The sequence below is a fragment of the Arthrobacter sp. LjRoot78 genome (genome assembly GCF_964254335.1).
GTDB lineage: Bacteria > Actinomycetota > Actinomycetes > Actinomycetales > Micrococcaceae > Arthrobacter.
In genome coordinates, this window is sequence record NZ_CAXUTG020000001.1 from 784224 (window position 1) to 806725 (window position 22502).

The 22502-nt window shown below is 62.2% G+C and carries 10 protein-coding genes and 3 rRNA genes; 10 read left to right on the forward strand and 3 right to left on the reverse strand.

The annotated features are described in order from the left end of the window. The first annotated feature begins 1 nt into the window (after position 1). Positions 2 to 358 carry a barstar family protein gene (locus ACSQ1X_RS03785; RefSeq protein ID WP_436056703.1) on the forward strand — a complete coding sequence of 119 codons (357 nt, stop codon included), beginning with the start codon at positions 2 to 4 and terminating at the stop codon, positions 356 to 358. Positions 359 to 485: 127 nt separating this feature from the next. Here the strand turns inward: ACSQ1X_RS03785 and glgP are convergent, their stop codons facing one another. Then, positions 486 to 3104 (reverse strand): alpha-glucan family phosphorylase, encoded by a 2619-nt coding sequence (gene glgP / locus ACSQ1X_RS03790; protein WP_436056704.1) that lies wholly within the window; start codon positions 3102 to 3104, stop codon positions 486 to 488. Between the two features lie 131 nt (positions 3105 to 3235). On the opposite strand from glgP, the gene ACSQ1X_RS03795 reads away from it, so the two are divergent. The 8 genes from ACSQ1X_RS03795 to ACSQ1X_RS03830 all read left to right on the forward strand — a co-directional run bounded on the left by ACSQ1X_RS03795 (position 3236) and on the right by ACSQ1X_RS03830 (position 17942). Next, positions 3236 to 5308, forward strand: a complete 2073-nt coding sequence (locus ACSQ1X_RS03795; RefSeq protein ID WP_436056705.1) for an alpha-1,4-glucan--maltose-1-phosphate maltosyltransferase — start codon at positions 3236 to 3238, stop codon at positions 5306 to 5308. A gap of 5 nt (positions 5309 to 5313) precedes the next feature. Further along, a complete protein-coding gene (gene treS / locus ACSQ1X_RS03800) occupies positions 5314 to 7110 on the forward strand; it encodes a maltose alpha-D-glucosyltransferase (RefSeq protein WP_055800588.1) in 1797 nt (598 codons plus the stop codon). A 1-nt stretch (position 7111) separates the two neighbouring features. Then, on the forward strand, positions 7112 to 10783 hold the full coding sequence (locus ACSQ1X_RS03805; RefSeq protein ID WP_436056706.1) for a 1,4-alpha-glucan branching enzyme: 3672 nt from the start codon (positions 7112 to 7114) through the stop codon (positions 10781 to 10783). Between the two features lie 457 nt (positions 10784 to 11240). Next, a 16S ribosomal RNA gene (locus tag ACSQ1X_RS03810) occupies positions 11241 to 12766 on the forward strand. A 537-nt stretch (positions 12767 to 13303) separates the two neighbouring features. Further along, a 23S ribosomal RNA gene (locus ACSQ1X_RS03815) occupies positions 13304 to 16429 on the forward strand. Positions 16430 to 16650: 221 nt separating this feature from the next. Then, positions 16651 to 16767: ribosomal RNA gene (gene rrf, locus ACSQ1X_RS03820) — 5S ribosomal RNA — on the forward strand. The 16S, 23S and 5S rRNA genes sit together here, the layout of an rRNA operon. Positions 16768 to 16939: 172 nt before the next feature. Beyond that, the gene (locus ACSQ1X_RS03825; protein ID WP_436056707.1) at positions 16940 to 17431 is read left to right on the forward strand and encodes an SRPBCC domain-containing protein; all 492 of its coding nucleotides are present in this window, start codon (positions 16940 to 16942) and stop codon (positions 17429 to 17431) included. A 10-nt stretch (positions 17432 to 17441) separates the two neighbouring features. Then, positions 17442 to 17942: a GNAT family N-acetyltransferase gene (locus ACSQ1X_RS03830; RefSeq protein ID WP_200939370.1), complete on the forward strand. Its 501-nt coding sequence runs from the start codon at positions 17442 to 17444 to the stop codon at positions 17940 to 17942. A gap of 10 nt (positions 17943 to 17952) precedes the next feature. Here the strand turns inward: ACSQ1X_RS03830 and ACSQ1X_RS03835 are convergent, their stop codons facing one another. Together ACSQ1X_RS03835 and ACSQ1X_RS03840 are read right to left on the reverse strand one after the other, a co-directional pair. Next, positions 17953 to 18984, reverse strand: a complete 1032-nt coding sequence (locus ACSQ1X_RS03835) for a LacI family DNA-binding transcriptional regulator (protein WP_055802913.1) — start codon at positions 18982 to 18984, stop codon at positions 17953 to 17955. A gap of 45 nt (positions 18985 to 19029) precedes the next feature. Next, positions 19030 to 20784: a glycoside hydrolase family 13 protein gene (locus ACSQ1X_RS03840; RefSeq protein WP_436056708.1), complete on the reverse strand. Its 1755-nt coding sequence runs from the start codon at positions 20782 to 20784 to the stop codon at positions 19030 to 19032. Positions 20785 to 21090: 306 nt separating this feature from the next. On the opposite strand from ACSQ1X_RS03840, the gene ACSQ1X_RS03845 reads away from it, so the two are divergent. Continuing rightward, on the forward strand, positions 21091 to 22389 hold the full coding sequence (locus ACSQ1X_RS03845; RefSeq protein ID WP_436059251.1) for a sugar ABC transporter substrate-binding protein: 1299 nt from the start codon (positions 21091 to 21093) through the stop codon (positions 22387 to 22389). The last annotated feature ends 113 nt before the right edge of the window (positions 22390 to 22502 follow it).

The following is a 22502-nucleotide window of genomic DNA, read 5'->3' on the forward strand; positions in this document are numbered from 1 at the left end:
AATGAAGATTTACTCCGCTGACACCTGGACCATCGATGAGCTCCGCGAGCAGGCGTCCGACGCCGGCCGCCGGGTCCTGGTGATCCCCGCCGCCGATACGAAGAAAGCAGTGCTCCAGACATTCGGGGAAATCCTGGATTTCCCCGAACACTACGGAGTTAACCTTGATGCCCTCAACGATTCGCTGCACGACTTCGCCGACACGGTCACGGACGATGGCAAGGAACCGCTGACGTTCATCTGGCAGGTGCCGGCCGTCTTCCGTTCGGACCGGTCGTTCGGCATCATCTGCGAAATCCTGCAGGATGCGGAGAGCTATGCGGGCAAGAGCCTGTCCGTGATCACCGTCTGCCTCTAACCGGATAACCGGACCCTCTCTCACTTCCGGTCGCCTAAAACCGGGTCGCTCCCTCACGTTTCGCGGTTAAAGACGTAACGCTCCCTCACTGTGAACCGAGTGAGGGAGCGTTACAGCCGACGGCGGATCAGGCGTTGACGATGAGTCCAAGTTCCGCCCGCGAGGCGAGGGCCGGATGCTTGGGCAGCACGCGCACGGTGTAGCCGAAGGACCCGGACCGGTCGATCAGCAGCGAGCCGCTGAAGAGGTAGCGTCCCTTGCCGAGGTCCTCCTTGGGCACCAGGTCCGCCACCGTGACGTCGGCCAGTTCGTCGCTTTCCTCGGCGCGGCCGAACGCAACCTCCACGGCGACGTCGTCCGGGTCGAGGTTGTGAAGCGCGATGTAGGCGTTCACCTGCAGGGTGTCACCGATCTGGGGGTCCTCGGACACGCCAACCGAGTCGACGTGCTCCACCTGGATCTGGGGCCACGCAGCGCGGATCTGTGATGTCCAGGCCGCCAGGGACTTCGACTGGGCGAAATTGTCCGCGCCGGCCCGGCGCCCGGCGATCGCCGCGGGGCGGTAGAGGGTGTTCACGTAGTCCTGCAGCATCCGCTCAGCGGAGACCGCCGGGCCCAGATGCGCCATGGTGTGCTTGATCATCGATACCCAGTGTGTGGGCACCTTCTGCGGTCCGGGCTCCGAAGGTCCTGCCGCTCCGGCGCCGTCGGACACGGTGAGCCCGTAAAAGCGCGGAGCCACCTGCGTTTCGAGCAGCTCATACAACGCCGCAGCTTCAATGTCGTCCCGTTCCTCGGGTGACGCGTTGTTGTTGGCCGTGGGGATGGCCCAGCCGTTTTCGCCGTCGTACATCTCGTCCCACCAGCCGTCCAGCACCGAAAGGTTCAGCGAACCGTTGATGGCCGCCTTCATGCCGGACGTGCCGCAGGCTTCCAGCGGGCGCAGCGGATTGTTCAGCCAGACGTCGCAGCCGGGAAAGAGCGTGCGAGCCATGGCGATGTCGTAGTTGGGCAGGAACGCGATCCGGTGGCGCACCTCGGGATCGTCGGTGAACCGGACCAGGTCCTGGATCATCTTCTTGCCTGCATCATCCGCCGGGTGGGACTTGCCGGCAATGACGATCTGGATCGGGTGCGTCTCGTGCAGCAGCAGGGCTTTGAGCCGGGCTGGTTCCCGGAGCATCAGGGTAAGCCGCTTGTACGTGGGCACACGCCGGGCGAAGCCGATGGTGAGGATGTCCGGGTCCAGCACCGAATCGGTCCAGCCGAGCTCGGCGTCTGCCGCCCCGCGCTTCTTCCACGCCGCGCGAAGCCGCTTGCGGACGTCCTCCACGAGCGAGACACGCATTTCACGGCGGAGGGCCCAGACGTCCTCGTCACTGACGTTGTAGGCGAGGTCCCAGCGGCCCGTGGCTTCCGCTTCGGCGCCGAACTGGTCACGGGCCAGCTTGGAAACACGGCTGTCCACCCAGGTGGGGACGTGGACTCCGTTGGTCACGGAGGTGATGGGAACCTCCGAGTGGTCGAATCCCGGCCAGAGGGCCGAGAACATCCCGCGGGACACCACGCCGTGGAGCTTCGCCACCCCGTTGGCGCGCTGTGCCAGCCGCAACCCCATCACGGCCATGTTGAACACCGCGGGATTGCCGTCTGCAAAGTTTTCGCGGCCCAAATCCAGGATCCGGGACACCGGAACGTCGGGAGCCAGTCCGGCCTCGAAGAAGTGCTGGATCTGGGACACCTCGAACCGGTCGATGCCTGCCGGGACCGGCGTGTGCGTGGTGAAGACGGTGGAGGCACGACCCGCCGCGAGGGCTTCCTCCCAGGTCAGCGGGCTGTCCGACGACATGAGCTCCTGGATGCGCTCAACGCCAAGGAATCCGGCGTGGCCCTCGTTGGTGTGGAACACCTCCGGTGCCGCGCAGCCCGTGAGGCGCTGGTAGACGCGCAGCGCCTTCACTCCGCCCATGCCCAGCAGAAGTTCCTGCTGGAGGCGGTGGTCACCGCCGCCACCGTACAGGCGGTCGGTGATGCCGCGGGCGGCGTCGTCGTTGCCCGGCACGTTCGAATCGAGCAACAGCAGCGGGACACGCCCGACGTCGGCACGCCAGATGTGTGCCAGCAGCCGGCGGCCGTGGGGGAGCGGCAGCGAGATCTGGATGGGTTTGCCGTTGCCGTCGGGGGCGTCCTCCCGAAGGAGTGTCAGCGGGAGGCCGTCCGGGTCGAGGACCGGATACGTTTCCTGCTGCCAGGCGTCCCTGGACAGGGACTGCTTGAAATAGCCGGCCTGGTAAAGCAGGCCGACGCCGATGAGCGGCACGCCGAGGTCAGATGCAGCCTTAAGGTGGTCGCCCGCCAGGATTCCCAGGCCGCCGGAATACTGCGGCAAAACTTCGGTGATTCCGAATTCCGGTGAGAAGTAGGCGATACAGGACGGGGCGTCGTCACCCAGGCTCTGGTACCAGCGGGGCTGATCCAAGTAGCGGTCCAGGTCTTCAGCGGCAGCATGTACGCGCCGGACGACGTCCTGGTCCGCGGCCAGCCGCTGCAGCTCCTCGCGGCTCACCAAGCCGAGGAAACTTACGGGATCATGGGCGCTCTCATCCCAAATTGCGGGGTTCAGTCCCTCAAAAAGCTCCCTGGTAGGGCGGTGCCACGACCACCGCAGGTTAGTGGCCAATCTGGCCAGCGGCCGGATAGATTCCGGAAGTACGGTTCGGACAGTAAATCTGCGGATAGCCTTCACCTGCGTCACACTAACGGACAAGATGAGCCGCAGGAACAGGTTTTGGTTTCTTTTAGGTAAATGACGGATTGCTCGGAGAAAAACGGAAGTTCCCTTAGCAAAATGGGGGATTTCTCGATAACGTCGAGTTTGTGACGACTAATACGCGAACCAGTGCCGGATCCAGCAAAAAGCCTAAGGCCCTGATCACGGAAGGCCTCCGTTTTGGCCGGTTCCCGATCACTGCCGTGCAGCCCGCCGTGGACGGAGGTACGTTTCCAGCGAAGGCGCTCCCGGGTGAGGGGCTCGTCGTCGGAGCGACGGTATTCCGCGAAGGACACGACCAGCTCGGAGTCAGCGCGGTGCTGTTCGATCCCAAAGGCAAGGAACGCCAGCGCGTCAGGCTGGCCCCGCCGCGCGGTGACCGCGGAAAGGGCACGGACCGCTGGGAAGGCATCATCACGCCCACCGGCACGGGCAACTGGTCGTTCGCCATTGAAGCCTGGCATGACCGGTACGGGACCTGGCACCACAACGCCGAGGTCAAGGTCGAGGCAGGCATCGACGTCGAACTGATGCTGGCCGAAGGCGCGGCACTGCTTTCCCAGGCCGCAGAAGACCCGGCCCGGCCCTCCGCCGACAGGCGTACGCTGCGGACCGCCGTCGTCGTACTGTCCGACACCTCGCTCTCCCCTGAGGAGCGGCTCGCCGCCGGGTTCGGAGCAGACGTGACCGACGTCGTCGCGCGCCAGCCCATCCGTGAACTCGTCACGGTTTCGGAGCGCTTCCCGCTCCTAGTGGAACGCGATCTGGCCGGCCGCGGTGCCTGGTATGAATTCTTCCCCCGTTCGGAGGGAGCCGTCCGCAACCACGAAACCGGAGAATGGCAGTCCGGCACCTTCCAGACGGCAGCCAAGCGGCTCGACGCCGTCGCGGAAATGGGCTTCGACGTCATCTACATGCCGCCCATCCACCCGATCGGCATCCAGCACCGCAAGGGGCCCAACAACACACTCATTGCCGGACCGCACGATCCCGGATCGCCCTGGGCCATCGGCGCCAAGGAAGGCGGACATGACGCCATCCATCCGGACCTCGGCACGTTCGAGGACTTCGACGCGTTCGTGGCGCGGGCCCGGGATCTCGGCCTCGAGGTTGCCCTGGACCTGGCGCTTCAGGCGGCTCCGGACCACCCCTGGGTGACAACGAACCCGGAATGGTTCACGACCCGCGTGGACGGCAGCATTGCCTACGCGGAGAATCCGCCGAAGAAGTACCAGGACATCTTCCCGCTGAACTTCGACAACGATCCCGAAGGCCTGTCCAAGGAAATCCTCCGTATCGTGCTGCTCTGGGTCAGCCACGGCGTCAAGATCTTCCGGGTGGACAACCCGCACACCAAGCCCGTGTGGTTCTGGGAGTGGCTGATCGCCAAGGTCAACAAGAAACACCCCGACGTCGTTTTCCTCGCCGAGGCCTTCACCCGACCGGCCATGATGCACGCCCTGGGACGTGCCGGTTTCCAGCAGTCCTACACGTACTTCACCTGGCGGAACACCAAGAAGGAACTGGAGGAGTACTTCGCCGAGGTCAGCCAGAAGTCCCCGGCCTATTTCCGTCCGAACTTCTTCGTGAACACCCCGGACATCCTTACCGAATACCTTCAGTTCGGCGGTCCCGCCGCGTTCAAGATCCGTGCCGCGCTCGCAGCGACGGCCAGCCCGCTGTGGGGCGTCTATGCCGGTTACGAACTTTACGAGCATGTGGCCCGGCCCGGCGCCGAGGAATACATCGACAACGAAAAGTTCGAATACAAGGCACGGGACTGGGACGCCGCTGCCGAATCCGGCCGGACCCTCGCTCCGTACCTGACCAGGCTCAATGAAATCCGCCATACCCACCCCGCCTTGGGCGATCTCCAGAACCTGACGCTGCACCACAGCACCGACGACGCCACGATTGTCTACTCGAAGCACAAGACGCTGCCCGACGGCACCAAGGACACCCTGATCATCGTGGTGAACGTGGATCCGCACAGCACCCGGGAGAGCACCGTTTCCCTGGATCTGGCTGCACTCGAACTCGACCCGGCTGACCTGACGCACAACGGTGGCTTCAGGGTGGATGATTTGCTGACCGGCGAGAGCTGGGAATGGGGCGAATACAACTACGTGCGGCTTGACGCCCACGTGGAGCCGGCACACATCCTGAACATCCGGAGGTAGCATACGTGAGTTTCAGTCCGCAGAACCCGAGCCAGCATTTCACCCCCAAGGGCACGTTCGAGCTCAACGCCCCTGGCCTGCAACACGATCCCCTGTGGTACCGCAAAGCAGTGTTCTACGAAGTCCTGGTCCGTGGCTTTGCTGACGGAAACGGTGACGGTTCCGGCGACTTCCACGGGCTCATCGAGAAACTGGACTACCTCCAGTGGCTCGGCGTCGACTGCCTGTGGCTGCCGCCGTTCTTCCAGTCCCCGCTCCGCGACGGCGGCTATGACATCTCGGACTACAACTCGGTCCTGGACGAGTTCGGCACCATCAGCGACTTCAAGCGCCTCGTTGCCGAGGCCCACGCCCGGGGCGTGCGTGTCATCATCGACCTGCCGCTGAACCACACATCGGACCAGCACCCGTGGTTCCAGGAGTCCCGCAAGGACCCAGACGGTCCGTTCGGCGACTTCTATGTCTGGAGCGACACGGACGAGAAGTACCAAGATGCCCGCATCATCTTCGTGGACACGGAGGAATCCAACTGGACGTTCGATCCCATCCGGCGGCAGTTCTTCTGGCACCGGTTCTTCAGCCACCAGCCTGACCTGAACTTTGAGAACCCCAAGGTCATCGACGCCCTTTTCGACGTCGTCCGGTTCTGGCTGGACCAGGGCATTGACGGTTTCCGCGCGGACGCCATCCCGTACCTCTTCGAGGAAGAGGGAACCAACTGCGAAAACCTGCCCGCCACCCACGATTTCCTGCGTGCACTGCGGAAAATGGTGGACGAGAACTATCCCGGCAGGGTCATCATCGCCGAGGCCAACCAGCCGCCGGTCGAGGTGGTGGAGTACTTCGGGACCGAAGAGGAACCCGAATGCCACATGGCCTTCCACTTCCCCATCATGCCTCGGCTCTACTATGCGCTGAGGGACCAGAAGGCGGCACCCATCATCGAGACGATGAAGGAAACGCCGGATATTCCGGAAGGGGCCCAATGGGGCACTTTCCTGCGGAACCACGATGAACTCACCCTGGAAATGGTCACCGCCGACGAGCGCGCGGCCATGCTGGGCTGGTATGCGCCGGACCCCCGCATGCGTGCCAACATCGGCATCCGCCGCAGGCTGGCACCGCTGCTGGACAATTCCCGGTCCGAGATTGAGCTGATCAACGCCCTGCTGCTTTCGCTACCCGGAAGCCCGTTCCTGTACTACGGGGATGAAATCGGCATGGGCGACAACATCTGGCTGGAAGACCGCGACGCCGTCCGCACACCCATGCAGTGGAACCCGGACCGCAACGCGGGCTTCTCGCACGCTGATCCGGGCAAGCTCTACCTGCCGGTCATCCAGTCGCTCGTGTACAACTACGGCATGGCCAACGTGGAAGCGGAGGCCGCGCATTCCGGGTCACTGCTGAGATGGACCCGGCAGATCCTCAGCGTCCGGAAGAACCACCCCGCATTCGGGCTGGGCGCCTTCAAGCACGTGGAAGCAGATCACGACGTCGTCCTTGCCTACCTGCGGGAGCTGTCCCCTGACAACTCGGCGGGAGAGGACGCCGAGTCGATACTCTGCGCCTTCAACCTGTCGCAGCACCCCGTGGCCACCACATTGCGACTTCCGCAGTATGCCGGCCGCGGCCTCCGCGACGTTTTCGGCGGCCAGCCGTTCCCGGCCATCGGCGACGACGGCCGGCTCACGCTGACGCTGGGGAGCCACGATTTCTTCTGGCTGCGGATTCGTTCGGCCGCGTCCAACCCGGCGTCGCCGTTTACCCAGGCCCTCCCGGTCCTGTCCATCGAAGGCTGAAATGACCCAATCCACACTCAATCCCTCCCTCTCTGAACTGCTCCGGGCCTGGCTCCCGCGCCAGCGCTGGTTCCCGGTCAAGACAGGCGACTTCACGCTGTCTCCTGCCGGTGGTGTGCGCCTGGACGACGGCAGCGGCGAGGTGGGCATTGAGGTGTTCCTCGCGGCGGTCACGTACCCCACGGCCGACGGCGGCAGCCGCACCGACGTCGTGCAGGTCCCGCTCAGCTACCGGGTTGAGCCACTGCCCGGCAAGGAAGCGGCCTTGGTGGGCGAGGGTGGCGACGCCGCCCGGGGGCGCCGGTGGATCTACGATGGCGTCCATGACCCGGTATTTGTGTCGGCCTGGCTGGAATTGATGCGAAGCGGAGGTACTTCGGCGGAAGGGAACGCCGTTGGCCACCTGGTGCCTTCCGACTATCCGCTGCCGACGGCCACCGGGACCGTAAAGGTCCTCTCCGGTGAGCAGTCAAACAGTTCGGTGATAGTGGACGACGGCGGCTCTGCAGCGATCGTCAAATTCTTCCGCGTGCTGTCCGAGGGACGGAACCCGGAAGTGGAAATCGGCGCTGCCCTCACGCAGGCAAGGACGTCGGAGGTTCCGGCCACTCTCGGCTGGGTCACGGGGGAGTGGCAAGCCCCGCAAGGCGGTGCCGAAGACAAGCCGCGGACTGTTCAGGGTGAACTCGCGGTAGCGCATGAGTTCCTGGCTGGCGGCCGTGACGCCTGGCGGCTGGCCGTTGATGCCGCAAGTTCCGGCACGGACTTCTCTGCCGAGGCCCATGCCTTGGGCGTGGCGACTGCGACTGTGCACCGGCGCCTGGCCGAGGCGCTGGGCCTTGCCGCGGAATCCGCACCGGGAGAGGACATCGCCCCCGGAGTAGCCCAGCGCGTCCGGCAGTCCTGGACGGAAGCAGGTCCCGCCGTCGGGCAGTATGACGACGCCCTGGCCGGCCTGCTCAATCAGCTTGAAGGCAGCAACGCCGGTGCGCTGCAGCGGATCCATGGCGACCTTCACCTGGGACAGATCCTGCAGGTGCCGGGCCGTCCGGGGGAGCAGGAACGCTGGGCCATCCTGGACTTCGAAGGCGAACCTCTAAGGCCCATCGCGGAACGCAACTTCCCGGACGTGCCGCTGCGGGACGTCGTCGGCATGCTGCGGTCCTTCGACTACGCCGCCGGCGCCGCCGAACGCGAGCGGGAGGGCATCCATGTCCCCGCTTCGTGGGTGGACGACTGCGCCGAAGCGTTCCTGGCGGGGTACGGCGAAATTACGCCCGGGACCATTGACCGCGGCTCGCCCTTGTTTGTGGCATTGTGGCTGGACAAGGCGTTGTATGAAGTTGTCTATGAGTTGCGCAACAGGCCCGGATGGCTGGACATTCCGGTAAATGCTTCACGGCGTCTCCTCAGCAGTACAGGCTCCGGCGCTTCAGCCGCAGCCGCAGCGGAAGGTAACAAAATGACAGGCTCAGCACGTACAGATCGGCCCGCGCCTCTTCAGGTGGACCCGGAGACGCTTTCGAGGGTGGCATCAGGCGAATACCACGCCCCGCACTCCGTCCTGGGCGCACACCTTGACGACCACGGCCATGTCACCGTCCGCACCGTCAAGCACCTGGCATCGGCTGTGTCGGTTGTGACCGCCGCCGGCTCGGTGCCCATGACGCATGAATCCAATGGCGTGTGGGCCGCCGTGCTCGAACCCCTTCAGCCGGGCCATGTCCCCGACTACCGTCTGGAAGTCACCTACGAGGGAGTGCCCCCGCAGGCCACGGACGATCCGTACCACTACCTGCCCACAGTCGGGGAGGTAGACCTGCACCTGATCGGCGAAGGCCGCCACGAGAAACTGTGGGAAGTACTGGGCGCGCACGTCCAGCACTACAAGTCGGCCCTCGGCGACGTGGACGGCGTCTCGTTCGCGGTATGGGCACCCAATGCACAGGCCGTCAGGATCAAGGGCGACTTCAACGCCTGGGACGGTCGGGAGAACTCGATGCGTTCGCTGGGCTCATCAGGGGTCTGGGAACTCTTTATCCCGGGTGTTTTAGCAGGGGCGTGCTACAAGTTCGAAATCAAGACCAAAGCGGGCCACTGGGTGGAGAAAGCCGATCCCCTGGCATTCGGAACCGAAGTCCCGCCGCTCACCGCGTCACGCGTGGTTGAGTCGGCATACGCCTTCAAGGACGAGGAGTGGATGGCGGCCCGCGCTGCGCGGGATCCGCACAATTCGCCCATGAGCGTATACGAGGTCCACCTTGGCTCCTGGCGCCTCGGACTGGGCTACCGCGAACTGGCCAAGGAGCTGGTGGAGTACGTCAAGTGGCTCGGTTTCACCCACGTGGAGTTCATGCCCGTGGCCGAACACCCCTTCGGCGGCTCGTGGGGCTACCAAGTCACGTCCTACTTCGCGCCCACGTCAAGGTTCGGCCACCCGGACGAATTCAGGTTCCTCGTGGACGCGCTGCACCAGGCGGGCATTGGCGTCCTGCTTGACTGGGTGCCGGCGCACTTCCCCAAGGACGCCTGGGCCCTTGCCCAGTTCGACGGTGAGGCCCTGTACGAGCATGCCGACCCGAACCTCGGCGAGCACCCGGACTGGGGCACGCTGATCTTCGACTTCGGCCGGACGGAAGTCCGCAACTTCCTGGTCTCCAACGCGCTTTACTGGCTCGACGAGTTCCACATTGACGGCCTGCGCGTGGACGCCGTGGCGTCGATGTTGTACCTCGACTACTCCCGTGAGGAAGGGCAGTGGCAGCCCAACAGGTATGGCGGCCGCGAGAACCTTGAAGCGATCTCCTTCCTGCAGGAGGCTAACGCCACGGTGTACAAGACCCACCCGGGTGCCGTGATGATCGCGGAGGAATCAACGGCGTTCCCCGGGGTGACAGCCCCGACAAGTGTTGGCGGCCTGGGCTTCGGCCTGAAGTGGAACATGGGCTGGATGCATGACTCGCTCAAGTACGCCTCCGAGGACCCGGTAAACCGCAAGTGGCACCACGGAACCGTCACTTTCTCGATGGTCTACGCCTTCACTGAGAACTTCCTCCTGCCCATCAGCCACGACGAGGTTGTGCACGGCAAGGGCTCCATGCTCCGGAAGATGCCCGGTGACCGCTGGCAGCAGCTGGCCAACCTCCGCGCATTCCTCGCGTACCAGTGGGCCCACCCCGGCAAGCAGCTGATCTTTATGGGTACTGAATTCGGCCAAGAGGCTGAATGGTCCGAACAGCACGGCCTGGACTGGTACCTGGCGGACATCCCGGCACACCGTGGCGTCCAATTGCTCACCAAGGAACTGAACGAGCTCTACGCGTCGACCCCCGCACTTTATGAGCGGGACAACGAACCGGGCGGCTTCCAGTGGATCAACGGCGGCGACGCCGACCGCAACGTCCTGTCGTTCATCCGGTGGGACAAGGATGGCAACCCGCTGGTGTGCGCCATCAACTTCTCCGGCGGCCCGCACCAGGGCTACACCCTGGGGGTTCCTGTGACCGGCGCCTGGCAGGAGGTCCTCAACACCGACGACTCCAGCTACGGCGGATCCGGCGTCCTGAACCAGGGTGCGCTCGCTGCCACGACCGAGGGGCAGGACGGCCAGCCGGCGACGCTGACCGTCACGTTGCCTCCGTTGGGTGCTGCATTCTTCAAGCCAGCCGGCTAACGCTGACGGCAGGTGCTTCCGAAAGCCCCGGATCCTTGGGATCCGGGGCTTTTTCGGCCCTCAATTCGGGCCGCTTTGTATCCTCGCAAAAGTGGTGGTAGAGTTTATTTCCGCGCTGCTCCCCGGAGTTGGCCAGCAAAGACTACACGGAATGCCACAGGCAAAGTGAGTCGGGATGGCCGATTTGACTCGGGTGAAGCAAGCGGGTAAGTTTGGAAAGTTGCTCCGGAGCGATCCGCGACCAGAAGTTGGTTGTGGTGGTGCCGGGTGTGTCTGTTGTTTGAGAACTCAATAGTGTGCCAAGTTTGTTGATACCAATTTATTTATATGGATTGGTTGAATTGACCGGGCCCGCCACCCCGTGGTGTGGTCTGGTTTTTACAGCTGGTTTCAAATTTTGCAGCTTTTTTCTTCCGTTTTCCCGGGGGTTTTGAGTTGTGTTCGTTTTTGTTTTACTTCAACGGAGAGTTTGATCCTGGCTCAGGATGAACGCTGGCGGCGTGCTTAACACATGCAAGTCGAACGATGACCTCCAGCTTGCTGGGGTGATTAGTGGCGAACGGGTGAGTAACACGTGAGTAACCTGCCCTTAACTCTGGGATAAGCCTGGGAAACTGGGTCTAATACCGGATATGACTCCTCATCGCATGGTGGGGGGTGGAAAGCTTTTTGTGGTTTTGGATGGACTCGCGGCCTATCAGCTTGTTGGTGAGGTAATGGCTCACCAAGGCGACGACGGGTAGCCGGCCTGAGAGGGTGACCGGCCACACTGGGACTGAGACACGGCCCAGACTCCTACGGGAGGCAGCAGTGGGGAATATTGCACAATGGGCGAAAGCCTGATGCAGCGACGCCGCGTGAGGGATGACGGCCTTCGGGTTGTAAACCTCTTTCAGTAGGGAAGAAGCGAAAGTGACGGTACCTGCAGAAGAAGCGCCGGCTAACTACGTGCCAGCAGCCGCGGTAATACGTAGGGCGCAAGCGTTATCCGGAATTATTGGGCGTAAAGAGCTCGTAGGCGGTTTGTCGCGTCTGCCGTGAAAGTCCGGGGCTCAACTCCGGATCTGCGGTGGGTACGGGCAGACTAGAGTGATGTAGGGGAGACTGGAATTCCTGGTGTAGCGGTGAAATGCGCAGATATCAGGAGGAACACCGATGGCGAAGGCAGGTCTCTGGGCATTAACTGACGCTGAGGAGCGAAAGCATGGGGAGCGAACAGGATTAGATACCCTGGTAGTCCATGCCGTAAACGTTGGGCACTAGGTGTGGGGGACATTCCACGTTTTCCGCGCCGTAGCTAACGCATTAAGTGCCCCGCCTGGGGAGTACGGCCGCAAGGCTAAAACTCAAAGGAATTGACGGGGGCCCGCACAAGCGGCGGAGCATGCGGATTAATTCGATGCAACGCGAAGAACCTTACCAAGGCTTGACATGGGCCGGACCGGGCTGGAAACAGTCCTTCCCCTTTGGGGCCGGTTCACAGGTGGTGCATGGTTGTCGTCAGCTCGTGTCGTGAGATGTTGGGTTAAGTCCCGCAACGAGCGCAACCCTCGTTCCATGTTGCCAGCGCGTAATGGCGGGGACTCATGGGAGACTGCCGGGGTCAACTCGGAGGAAGGTGGGGACGACGTCAAATCATCATGCCCCTTATGTCTTGGGCTTCACGCATGCTACAATGGCCGGTACAAAGGGTTGCGATACTGTGAGGTGGAGCTAATCCCAAAAAGCCGGTCTCAGTTCGGATTGGGGTCTGCAACTCGACCCCATGAAGTCGGAGTCGCTAGTAATCGCAGATCAGCAACGCTGCGGTGAATACGTTCCCGGGCCTTGTACACACCGCCCGTCAAGTCACGAAAGTTGGTAACACCCGAAGCCGGTGGCCTAACCCCTTGTGGGAGGGAGCTGTCGAAGGTGGGACTGGCGATTGGGACTAAGTCGTAACAAGGTAGCCGTACCGGAAGGTGCGGCTGGATCACCTCCTTTCTAAGGAGCACCTACAGCCACCGTGCCCCGTGTATGCGGGTGTGGCGGGGTTGTCAGGAGTATATGCCCGTTGCGCAGACGAAAGTTCTGCGGCGGGTGCTCACGGGTGGAATATCAACAAATAGCGGCCGCCGGTTTTTTCCCTGCGCCTAGTACGGACCCTTGCTGTGAGTAATTGCGGCGGGTGTGTCCTGGAACGGTGCGGGGATGGGAGTGGTGGTTTAGTGTTTGGCACACTGTTGGGTCCTGAGGCAACAGGGCCGGGTGCTGCGGCTTTTTGGCTGTGGTGGTTCGGTACTTGTTTGTTTCTGGTTTCCTGGCTGCATCGATCGCATGGTTGCTTTGTCCTTTTTGTGGGGGCGGGTGTGTGTGGGGTGTGTGGTACGGGGTTGTTGTTTGAGAACTACATAGTGGACGCGAGCATCTTTTATAAGAAGCAATTTCCAAGAATATGAACCTGGATCTGTTGTGCTGTCTTTCGGGATGGTGCAGTGGTTTCTGTGGTTCTCTCGAAAATTAGTTTTTTTGATCTTTTGTGGTCAAGTTTTTAAGAGCACACGGTGGATGCCTTGGCATTAGGAGCCGAAGAAGGACGTAGGAATCTGCGATAAGCCTGGGGGAGTCGATAACCGGACTGTGATCCCAGGGTGTCCGAATGGGGAAACCCCGCCAGGGGCGCGAGCTGCCTGGTGACCCGCATCTGAACACATAGGGTGCGTGGAGGGAACGCGGGGAAGTGAAACATCTCAGTACCCGCAGGAAGAGAAAACAATAGTGATTCCGTTAGTAGTGGCGAGCGAACGCGGATCAGGCTAAACCGTTCCATGTGTGATAGCCGGCGGGCGTTGCATGGTCGGGGTTGCGGGACTTCCCGTGCTGGTTCTGCCGGACCAGCGAGGTGTGATGTGCAGGCATAGGTGAACGGTCTTGAAAGGCCGGCCAGAGAGGGTGTGAGCCCCGTAACCGTAATGTTGTGTACCGCCTGGGAAGTATCCCAAGTAGCACGGGGCCCGAGAAATCCCGTGCGAATCTGTCAGGACCACCTGATAAGCCTAAATACTCCCTAATGACCGATAGCGGACCAGTACCGTGAGGGAAAGGTGAAAAGTACCCCGGGAGGGGAGTGAAACAGTACCTGAAACCGTGTGCTTACAATCCGTCGGAGCCAGTCTGATTCTGGTGACGGCGTGCCTTTTGAAGAATGAGCCTGCGAGTTAGTGTTACGTCGCGAGGTTAACCCGTGTGGGGCAGCCGTAGCGAAAGCGAGTCTGAATAGGGCGTTGCAGTGGCGTGATCTAGACCCGAAGCGAAGTGATCTACCCATGGCCAGGTTGAAGCGACGGTAAGACGTCGTGGAGGACCGAACCCACTTCAGTTGAAAATGGAGGGGATGAGCTGTGGGTAGGGGTGAAAGGCCAATCAAACTTCGTGATAGCTGGTTCTCCCCGAAATGCATTTAGGTGCAGCGTTGCGTGTTTCTTACCGGAGGTAGAGCTACTGGATGGCTAATGGGCCCTACAAGGTTACTGACGTCAGCCAAACTCCGAATGCCGGTAAGTGAGAGCGCAGCAGTGAGACTGTGGGGGATAAGCTTCATAGTCGAGAGGGAAACAGCCCAGACCACCAACTAAGGCCCCTAAGCGTGTGCTAAGTGGGAAAGGATGTGGAGTTGCGAAGACAACCAGGAGGTTGGCTTAGAAGCAGCCATCCTTAAAAGAGTGCGTAATAGCTCACTGGTCAAGTGATTCCGCGCCGACAATGTAGCGGGGCTCAAGTACACCGCCGAAGTTGTGGCATTCACATTTTATCCAAGCCTTTGTGGTTCAGGAGTGTGGATGGGTAGGGGAGCGTCGTGTGGGCAGTGAAGTCGCGGTGTAAACCAGCGGTGGAGCCTACACGAGTGAGAATGCAGGCATGAGTAGCGAAAGACGGGTGAGAAACCCGTCCGCCGAATGATCAAGGGTTCCAGGGTCAAGCTAATCTGCCCTGGGTAAGTCGGGACCTAAGGCGAGGCCGACAGGCGTAGTCGATGGACAACGGGTTGATATTCCCGTACCGGCGAAAAACCGCCCATGCTGAACAGGGGATACTAACTGCCCGAAGCCTGCCCGATCGCCCTTGTGGTGTGAGGGTTTTGGTGGAGCGCGGGACCTGATCCTGGGAGGTAAGCGTATTAACAGGTGTGACGCAGGAAGGTAGCCGAGCCGGGCGATGGTTGTCCCGGTCCAAGGATGTAGGGCGAACGGTAGGCAAATCCGCCGTTCATGATGCCTGAGACCTGACGGGACCCCCGTATGGGGGGATTCGGTGATCCTATGCTGCCTAGAAAAGCATCGACGCGAGGTTTTAGCCGCCCGTACCCCAAACCGACACAGGTGATCAGGTAGAGAATACTAAGGCGATCGAGAGAATTATGGTTAAGGAACTCGGCAAAATGCCCCCGTAACTTCGGGAGAAGGGGGGCCCCAACCTTGAACACCACTTGCTGGTGGGAGGGGATCGGGGCCGCAGAGACCAGGGGGAAGCGACTGTTTACTAAAAACACAGGTCCGTGCGAAGTCGCAAGACGATGTATACGGACTGACTCCTGCCCGGTGCTGGAAGGTTAAGAGGACCGGTTAGCCGCAAGGCGAAGCTGAGAATTTAAGCCCCAGTAAACGGCGGTGGTAACTATAACCATCCTAAGGTAGCGAAATTCCTTGTCGGGTAAGTTCCGACCTGCACGAATGGAGTAACGACTTCCCCGCTGTCTCAACCATAAACTCGGCGAAATTGCAGTACGAGTAAAGATGCTCGTTACGCGCAGCAGGACGGAAAGACCCCGAGACCTTTACTATAGTTTGGTATTGGTGTTCGGAGTGGCTTGTGTAGGATAGGTGGGAGACGTTGAAGCCCGGACGCCAGTTCGGGTGGAGTCATCGTTGAAATACCACTCTGGTCACTTTGGACATCTAACTTCGGCCCGTAATCCGGGTCAGGGACAGTGCCTGATGGGTAGTTTAACTGGGGCGGTTGCCTCCTAAAAAGTAACGGAGGCGCCCAAAGGTTCCCTCAGCCTGGTTGGCAATCAGGTGTCGAGTGTAAGTGCACAAGGGAGCTTGACTGTGAGAGAGACATCTCGAGCAGGGACGAAAGTCGGGACTAGTGATCCGGCGGTACATTGTGGAATGGCCGTCGCTCAACGGATAAAAGGTACCTCGGGGATAACAGGCTGATCTTGCCCAAGAGTCCATATCGACGGCATGGTTTGGCACCTCGATGTCGGCTCGTCGCATCCTGGGGCTGGAGTAGGTCCCAAGGGTTGGGCTGTTCGCCCATTAAAGCGGTACGCGAGCTGGGTTTAGAACGTCGTGAGACAGTTCGGTCCCTATCCGCTGCGCGCGCAGGAAATTTGAGAAGGGCTGTCCTTAGTACGAGAGGACCGGGACGGACGAACCTCTGGTGTGTCAGTTGTACTGCCAAGTGCACCGCTGATTAGCTACGTTCGGATGGGATAACCGCTGAAAGCATCTAAGCGGGAAGCTCGCTTCGAGATGAGATTTCCATACACCTTGTGTGTGAGAGGCCCCCAGCCAGACCACTGGGTTGATAGGCCGGATGTGGAAGCGAGGACTAACGACTCGTGAAGCTGACCGGTACTAATAGGCCGATAACTTACACCACACACCATTGGTGAACCCGATTCAAAAGGGGTTCACACCAAACAATGGTACGAAGATAACAAGACTGCTTGCGTCCACTATGTGGTTCCCAACCAACAAACCCGTTGCGTTCAGGAATCAACAATAAAATAACAACACCACAACTGCCTTAACCGGCAGAACACATGTTGTAACCACAGATTTCCCGCCCCGGACCACACGTCCAGGGCGCGGAGCAAGGGTTACGGCGGTCATAGCGTGGGGGAAACGCCCGGTCCCATTCCGAACCCGGAAGCTAAGACCCACAGCGCCGATGGTACTGCACCCGGGAGGGTGTGGGAGAGTAGGTCACCGCCGGAACACCATTCAGGTCGAGAGCCCCAACCACACGGTTGGGGCTCTCCCGCATTTAAACCACCAAAACCCGCCTTCTGACAGAGGCCGACAGGCTCCCGACCCGGAACCACACACCTCCCCCCAGGGCCCTCCCGCAGAACCTGGGTGGGACAGCGTCCGGGTAAAGTTGTTGACCATGGACAACCTCTTTAGCCACGCTTCCCCGGCCGACGAAGCATCGGATCCCGTGGATGCCCTCGGCGCCATCGTGCACATCGTGGTGGTGCCCGGGCCGGTCTCCAAAGTGTTCATCGGGTTCACCGAACACACCCACCTATGGTGGCCCCTCGAGGATCACAGCGTGTTCGGCGCGGGCTCCTACGTTGAATTCGAAGAGAACCTGGTGTTGGAAACCGCCGACGATGGCCGCACCGCGGTCTGGGGCACCATAGACGACTGGCAGCCACCGCTGTCTTTCCACGCCAGCTGGCACCCCGGGACCACGGCGTTGTGGTCCACTGAGCTTCGCGTTGCGTTTAGGGCCGTGGAAGGGGGCACCGAGCTCCGGCTGGTGCACGACGGTTGGGAAGGCGCCGAAGACCCAGCCAGGGCTCGGGCGGAATACGATGCAGGTTGGCCGGGCGTACTTGCCCGCTTTGTTCGGTTCATGGGTGGTGCCGTTGGTTAGGGTCCGCCGCATGACCGAGGGCGAATGGCAGTCGCTACGGGCCGTACGGCTGGAGATGCTGTCAGACACGCCCACTGCGTATGTCGAATCGCTGGTGTCGGCCCAGGCGCAGACTGAAGGTCAATGGCGGAGCCGCGCCGCTGCGATGACTGCCCCGGGCAGTGTGACGTTCGTGGCTGAGGACGACTCAGGGGCCAACGGTTTTTGCGCGCTGATGCGTGTGGTGGTCAAACATCCCCAAGACATCGACCGGCCGCGTCAGGCCATGCTGATCAGTGTCTATGTGGCTGCGGCATACCGAGGCAGCGGGCTTGCGGACAAGCTTCTGGGCCATTCGGTTGAAGCTGCAGCTAGCGAGCTGGGTGCCGGGCTGTTGCAGCTCGGGGTACACGAGGACAACACCCGTGCCCTTCGCTTCTATACACGCCACAGCTTTCATGACACAGGCCGCAGGGAAGCCTACGCACTGGATCCTGCCAAGAAGGAATTCGTCATGGAGCGGGAGTTGTAGGAGGAAGAACTTAGCACTTTGGCCCTACATCTGCCGGTGGGACGGAGGTACTGGACCTGACCACGAACTTGGTGGGGAACTCAGTGTCCGTTGCGCCGCCGTCGGCAGCGTTCTCAAGCCCGGCGAGCAGCAGCCGGACCGCCAATGCCCCTTGGCCACGGGCGTCCTGGTCGATAGTGGTCAGCCCGAACACCTCACCAAGCTCATGGCCATCAATACCGATGACGGACAAGTCGTACGGAATCCGCAGGCCGAAGTCACGTGCGGCCAGGATGGTTCCGATGGCCATCTCATCCGACGCCGCGAACACCGCCGTGGGCCGTTCGGAAGCTCCGCCAAGCAGTTGCCGGGCACTCGCATAGGCCCCCTGGATGGTGAAGTCGGCGGAGACCTGCCATTCAGGGCGGACTGCAACGCCGGCAGACGCCATGGCTTTTTCAAAGCCGCCCTGTCGCGTGCCGGGGAGCCGGAAGTCCTGCTGATAGGAGGCGTCGCCGGTCATATGGGCGATCCGGGTGTGTCCCAGCCGGAGGAGGTGGTTGGTTGCGGCCTCGGCAATGCCGGAGTCGTTGATCCGAATGGTGGAGGCACCAGGCAACGGTCCGCCGATTCCCACGATCGGGCGATGGATGGCGAGCAGCTGCTGTATTTCAGCTTCACTGAGTTCGAGCGACACAGCGATGACCGCATCCACCCGTTTTCGCAGGAGAAAATCGTTCAGAACACTGTGCCGGCGGTCGGGCCCTTCACTGACGTTGTACAAGGTCAGGTCGTAGCCGGCGTCGAGCAGTGTCGCGGACACTCCCTCCACCACCGACGAGAAAAACCAGCGGTGGACCGAAGGAACAACCACTCCCACATTGTGGTTCCGGCCTGAAGCCAGGCTGGAGGCATGGTACGACAACACGAAACCGAGCTCCGCCGCCGCTGTCTGCGCGCGTTCGCGGCTGCGGGGCGAGACGTTGCCTTTGCCGCTCAGCGCCCGCGACACGGTGGCGATGGATAGGCCCGCACGCTCAGCTACGTCCTTGATGCCGGGCATGTTCAGTTCTCCGTGTTCCTCACTGCTAATTCAACGACAGCCGGATCACCCAATTGGAAGGTTCAACCAGACCGTCTCACCCGAGCCTAGCTGATGACCGCCGTCGTACGTTTCCGGTGACGCCGAATGCTCAGCTGACTCCGGGGAGCTGCGCAGCAGCACACGCCCCGGCGGGAGGTCCATAGGATCCTGCCCCGCGTTCATTACCACCAGCGTGGTGCCGTTGACGTAGGCAAGCGACGTATCGCTGCACCAGCTTTCCAGCCAGGCCAGCGAGCCCCGGCCCAGGTCCAACTGCCTCCGTATCGCCAACATCCGGCGGTAGAGGTTCAGATGCGACGTCGGCTGTGCAGTCTGCACGTCGCGTGCCAGTTCGGCGAAGCTTGCCGGCTGCGGCAGCCAAGGGTCCTGGCCGGACCCGAAACCGGTGTGGAGCTCCGCGGCGCGCCATGGAAGTGGCACCCTGCAGCCGTCGCGGCCCAGCCGCTCTCCACCGGTGCGCGCGAAGGTGGGGTCCTGGCGCTGGCTGTCCGGGATGTCGATGCCGTCCGGAAGGCCAAGTTCCTCGCCCTGATAGAGGTACGCCCCGCCGGGAAGCCCCAGCATAAACATGGAGGCGGCCGCCGCCCGCTTCCGGCCCAGCGCAAAGTCGGGCTGACGGTCAAAGGTGCCGATCCCGTCGCCGTCGCGCGGTGCCGGGCCGTCGTAGCCGAAACGGGTGGCGTGGCGGACGACGTCGTGGTTGGACAGCACCCACGTGCTGGGCGCACCGACGGCGTCCAGCGCCACCAGCGAGTCCGTGATCACGCCGCGCAGGCGGTGGACGTCAAGACCCGCATGGAGGTAGGGAAAATTGAACGCCTGATGCATTTCGTCCGGGCGGACCCAGTCGGCCAGACGTGGCAGCGGGTCCACGTTGGCTTCGGCGCACAGGATGCGGTCCGGACCGTACTCCGCCAGGATGCGGCGCCATGCCCGGTAGATGTCATGCAGGGCAGGCTGGCCGAACATCGGGGCATCGTGGCCAGGGTAGCCGTCACAGCTGTTGCCATCTGCCCGGCCACCCCATTCAGGCAGCCCGGGAGCCTTCACCAAGGCATGTGCAACGTCCACGCGGAATCCGGCGACACCACGGTCCAGCCAGAAACGCAGCACCCGTTCGAACTCATCGTGGACTGCCTGGTTGTCCCAGTTGAAGTCCGGCTGGGAAGTATCGAAGAGGTGCAGATACCACTGCCCCGGCCGGCCGTCCGGTTCAGCGATACGTGTCCAGGCCGGTCCGCCAAAGTGGGATTCCCAGTTGTTGGGAGGCTCTTCGCCAAAGGGTCCGCGGCCGTCCCGGAAGATGAACATGTCCCGCTCCGGACTGCCCGCGGGGGCGCCGAGGGCGGCTTGGAAAGCGGCGTGCTGGTCCGAACAGTGATTGGGAACGAGGTCCACGATCACGCGCAGGTTCAGGCGGGCTGCCTGCGCCATCATGGCGTCGAAGTCGGCCAGAGTGCCGAAAAGCGGATCCACGTCGCAGTAATCGCTGACGTCGTATCCGGCATCCTTCTGCGGTGAGCGGTAGAACGGCGACAGCCAGACGGCATCCACATCAAGCCGGGCCAGCTGGGGGAGTTCGGCGGTGATGCCGGCCAGATCGCCGATTCCGTCCCCGTTCAGGTCCCGGAAAGACCGCGGATAAACCTGATAAATCACCGCGGAGCGCCACCAGCCGGCAGCTTCATCTGCAGTGTGGACCAGGGTCAGCGGCCCGGCCGCTACGGCGGGGGCTTTGAGCATTGAGTCAACGGACATGCCGGTAATCGTAGAACGGAACCGCGCCAAATTGAAAACGCTTCCAATTGTGACGTGCGCCTCACTGCGCTGGGGAGGCCTTCCGCTTCAGTCCTTAATTATCGGCGTTTCGGCGCGTCAGCTTGGGGCCGTGGCCGGCGGCGCTCCATTTTGCCCAAACAGCTACTGCCGAGTAGGGTGACTTTCCAACATGGGTCATTCCGTGTACTTTGGAAGCGCTTGCAGCTGTGAGCCACATCACCGACGATGCCACAGGGCCCCAGGGGCCGCCGCGTGGATGCAGGATTTTTTATGAAAGGGACACCAATGAAGGTGCAGAACACCCTCACGAGCGGGACCAGCCGCCGCGTCTTTACGGCAGGCGCGCTCTCCGTCGTGGCAGCCCTGGCGCTCAGCGCCTGCGGGGGCGCGGCCGCCACGTCGCCGGCCACCACCACCACCAAGCCGGATCTGAAATCCGCCGGCGCCGGCACCATCACCATGTGGGTCGACGCCGAACGGTCACCGGCACTCAAGGACATCACCGCCAAGTTCCAGGCCGATACCGGCATCGAAGTGAAGCTGGTTGTCAAAGACTTCGCCGCTGTCCGCGATGACTTCATCACCCAGGTCCCCACGGGCAAGGGTCCGGACCTGATCGTGGGCCCGCACGACTGGGTGGGCAAGTTCGTCCAGAACGGCGTGATCGCTCCGATCGAACTCGGCGACAAGTCCTCGGCCTTCCAGGACTCCTCCGTCAAGGCCATGACGTTCAACGGTTCCGTCTATGGCGTCCCGTACGCCATCGAGAACATTGCCCTGGTGCGCAACACCGACCTCGTGGCCGAGAGCGCGGCAACCTTGGATGAAGTGGTAGCCAACGGCAAGAAGGCCGTGGCGGACGGCAAAGCCAAGTTCCCGTTCCTCGTGGGCATGGATCCCAAACAGGGTGACCCGTACCACCTCTACCCGCTGCAGGCCTCCATGGGTTCGCAGGTCTTCGGCCAGGCAGCCGACGGCGGCTACGACCCCAAGCAGCTCCTGATCGGCGACGCGGCCGGCGTCGAGTTCGCCAAGAAGCTTGTGGCCTGGGGCGATACCGGTGAGAAGATCATCAACTCCAACATCACCGGAGACATCGCCAAGGAGAAATTCCTGGCCGGCGAATCACCGTACTTCCTGACGGGCCCCTGGAATGTTCCGGACGTCCAGAAGAAGGGCATCAAGTTTGCCGTGGACGCCCTGCCGACCGCCGGTGACAAGCCTGCCCAGCCGTTTATCGGCGTCAATGGCTTCTTCATCAGCGCCAAGAGCGCCAACGCCCTGGCCACCAACGAGTTCGTGACCAACTACCTCACCTCGGAAGCGGCCCAGGACTCCATGTACAAGGCCGGCGGCCGCCCGCCGGCGCTGAAGGCGTCCTTCGAGAAGGCTGCCAGCGACCCCGTCGTGGAAGCATTCGGCAAGATCGGTGCCACCGGTGTGCCCATGCCGGCCATCCCGGAAATGAGTGCGGTCTGGGCCGACTGGGGAGCCACCGAACTGGCCCTCATCAAGGGCCAGGGCGATCCTGCTGCCGACTGGGCCAAGATGGCGGCCAGCATCAAGGCGAAAATCGCCGGCTGACCCCTTTCCGGTCTACTCCCGACAGCACCGGCCGGGCAGCTTCATGCTGCCCGGCCGGCTGCTGCAGCCCCCGCTTTGCTGCAGTGCCCTCGCTGCGCCCGCAATTTCCACGG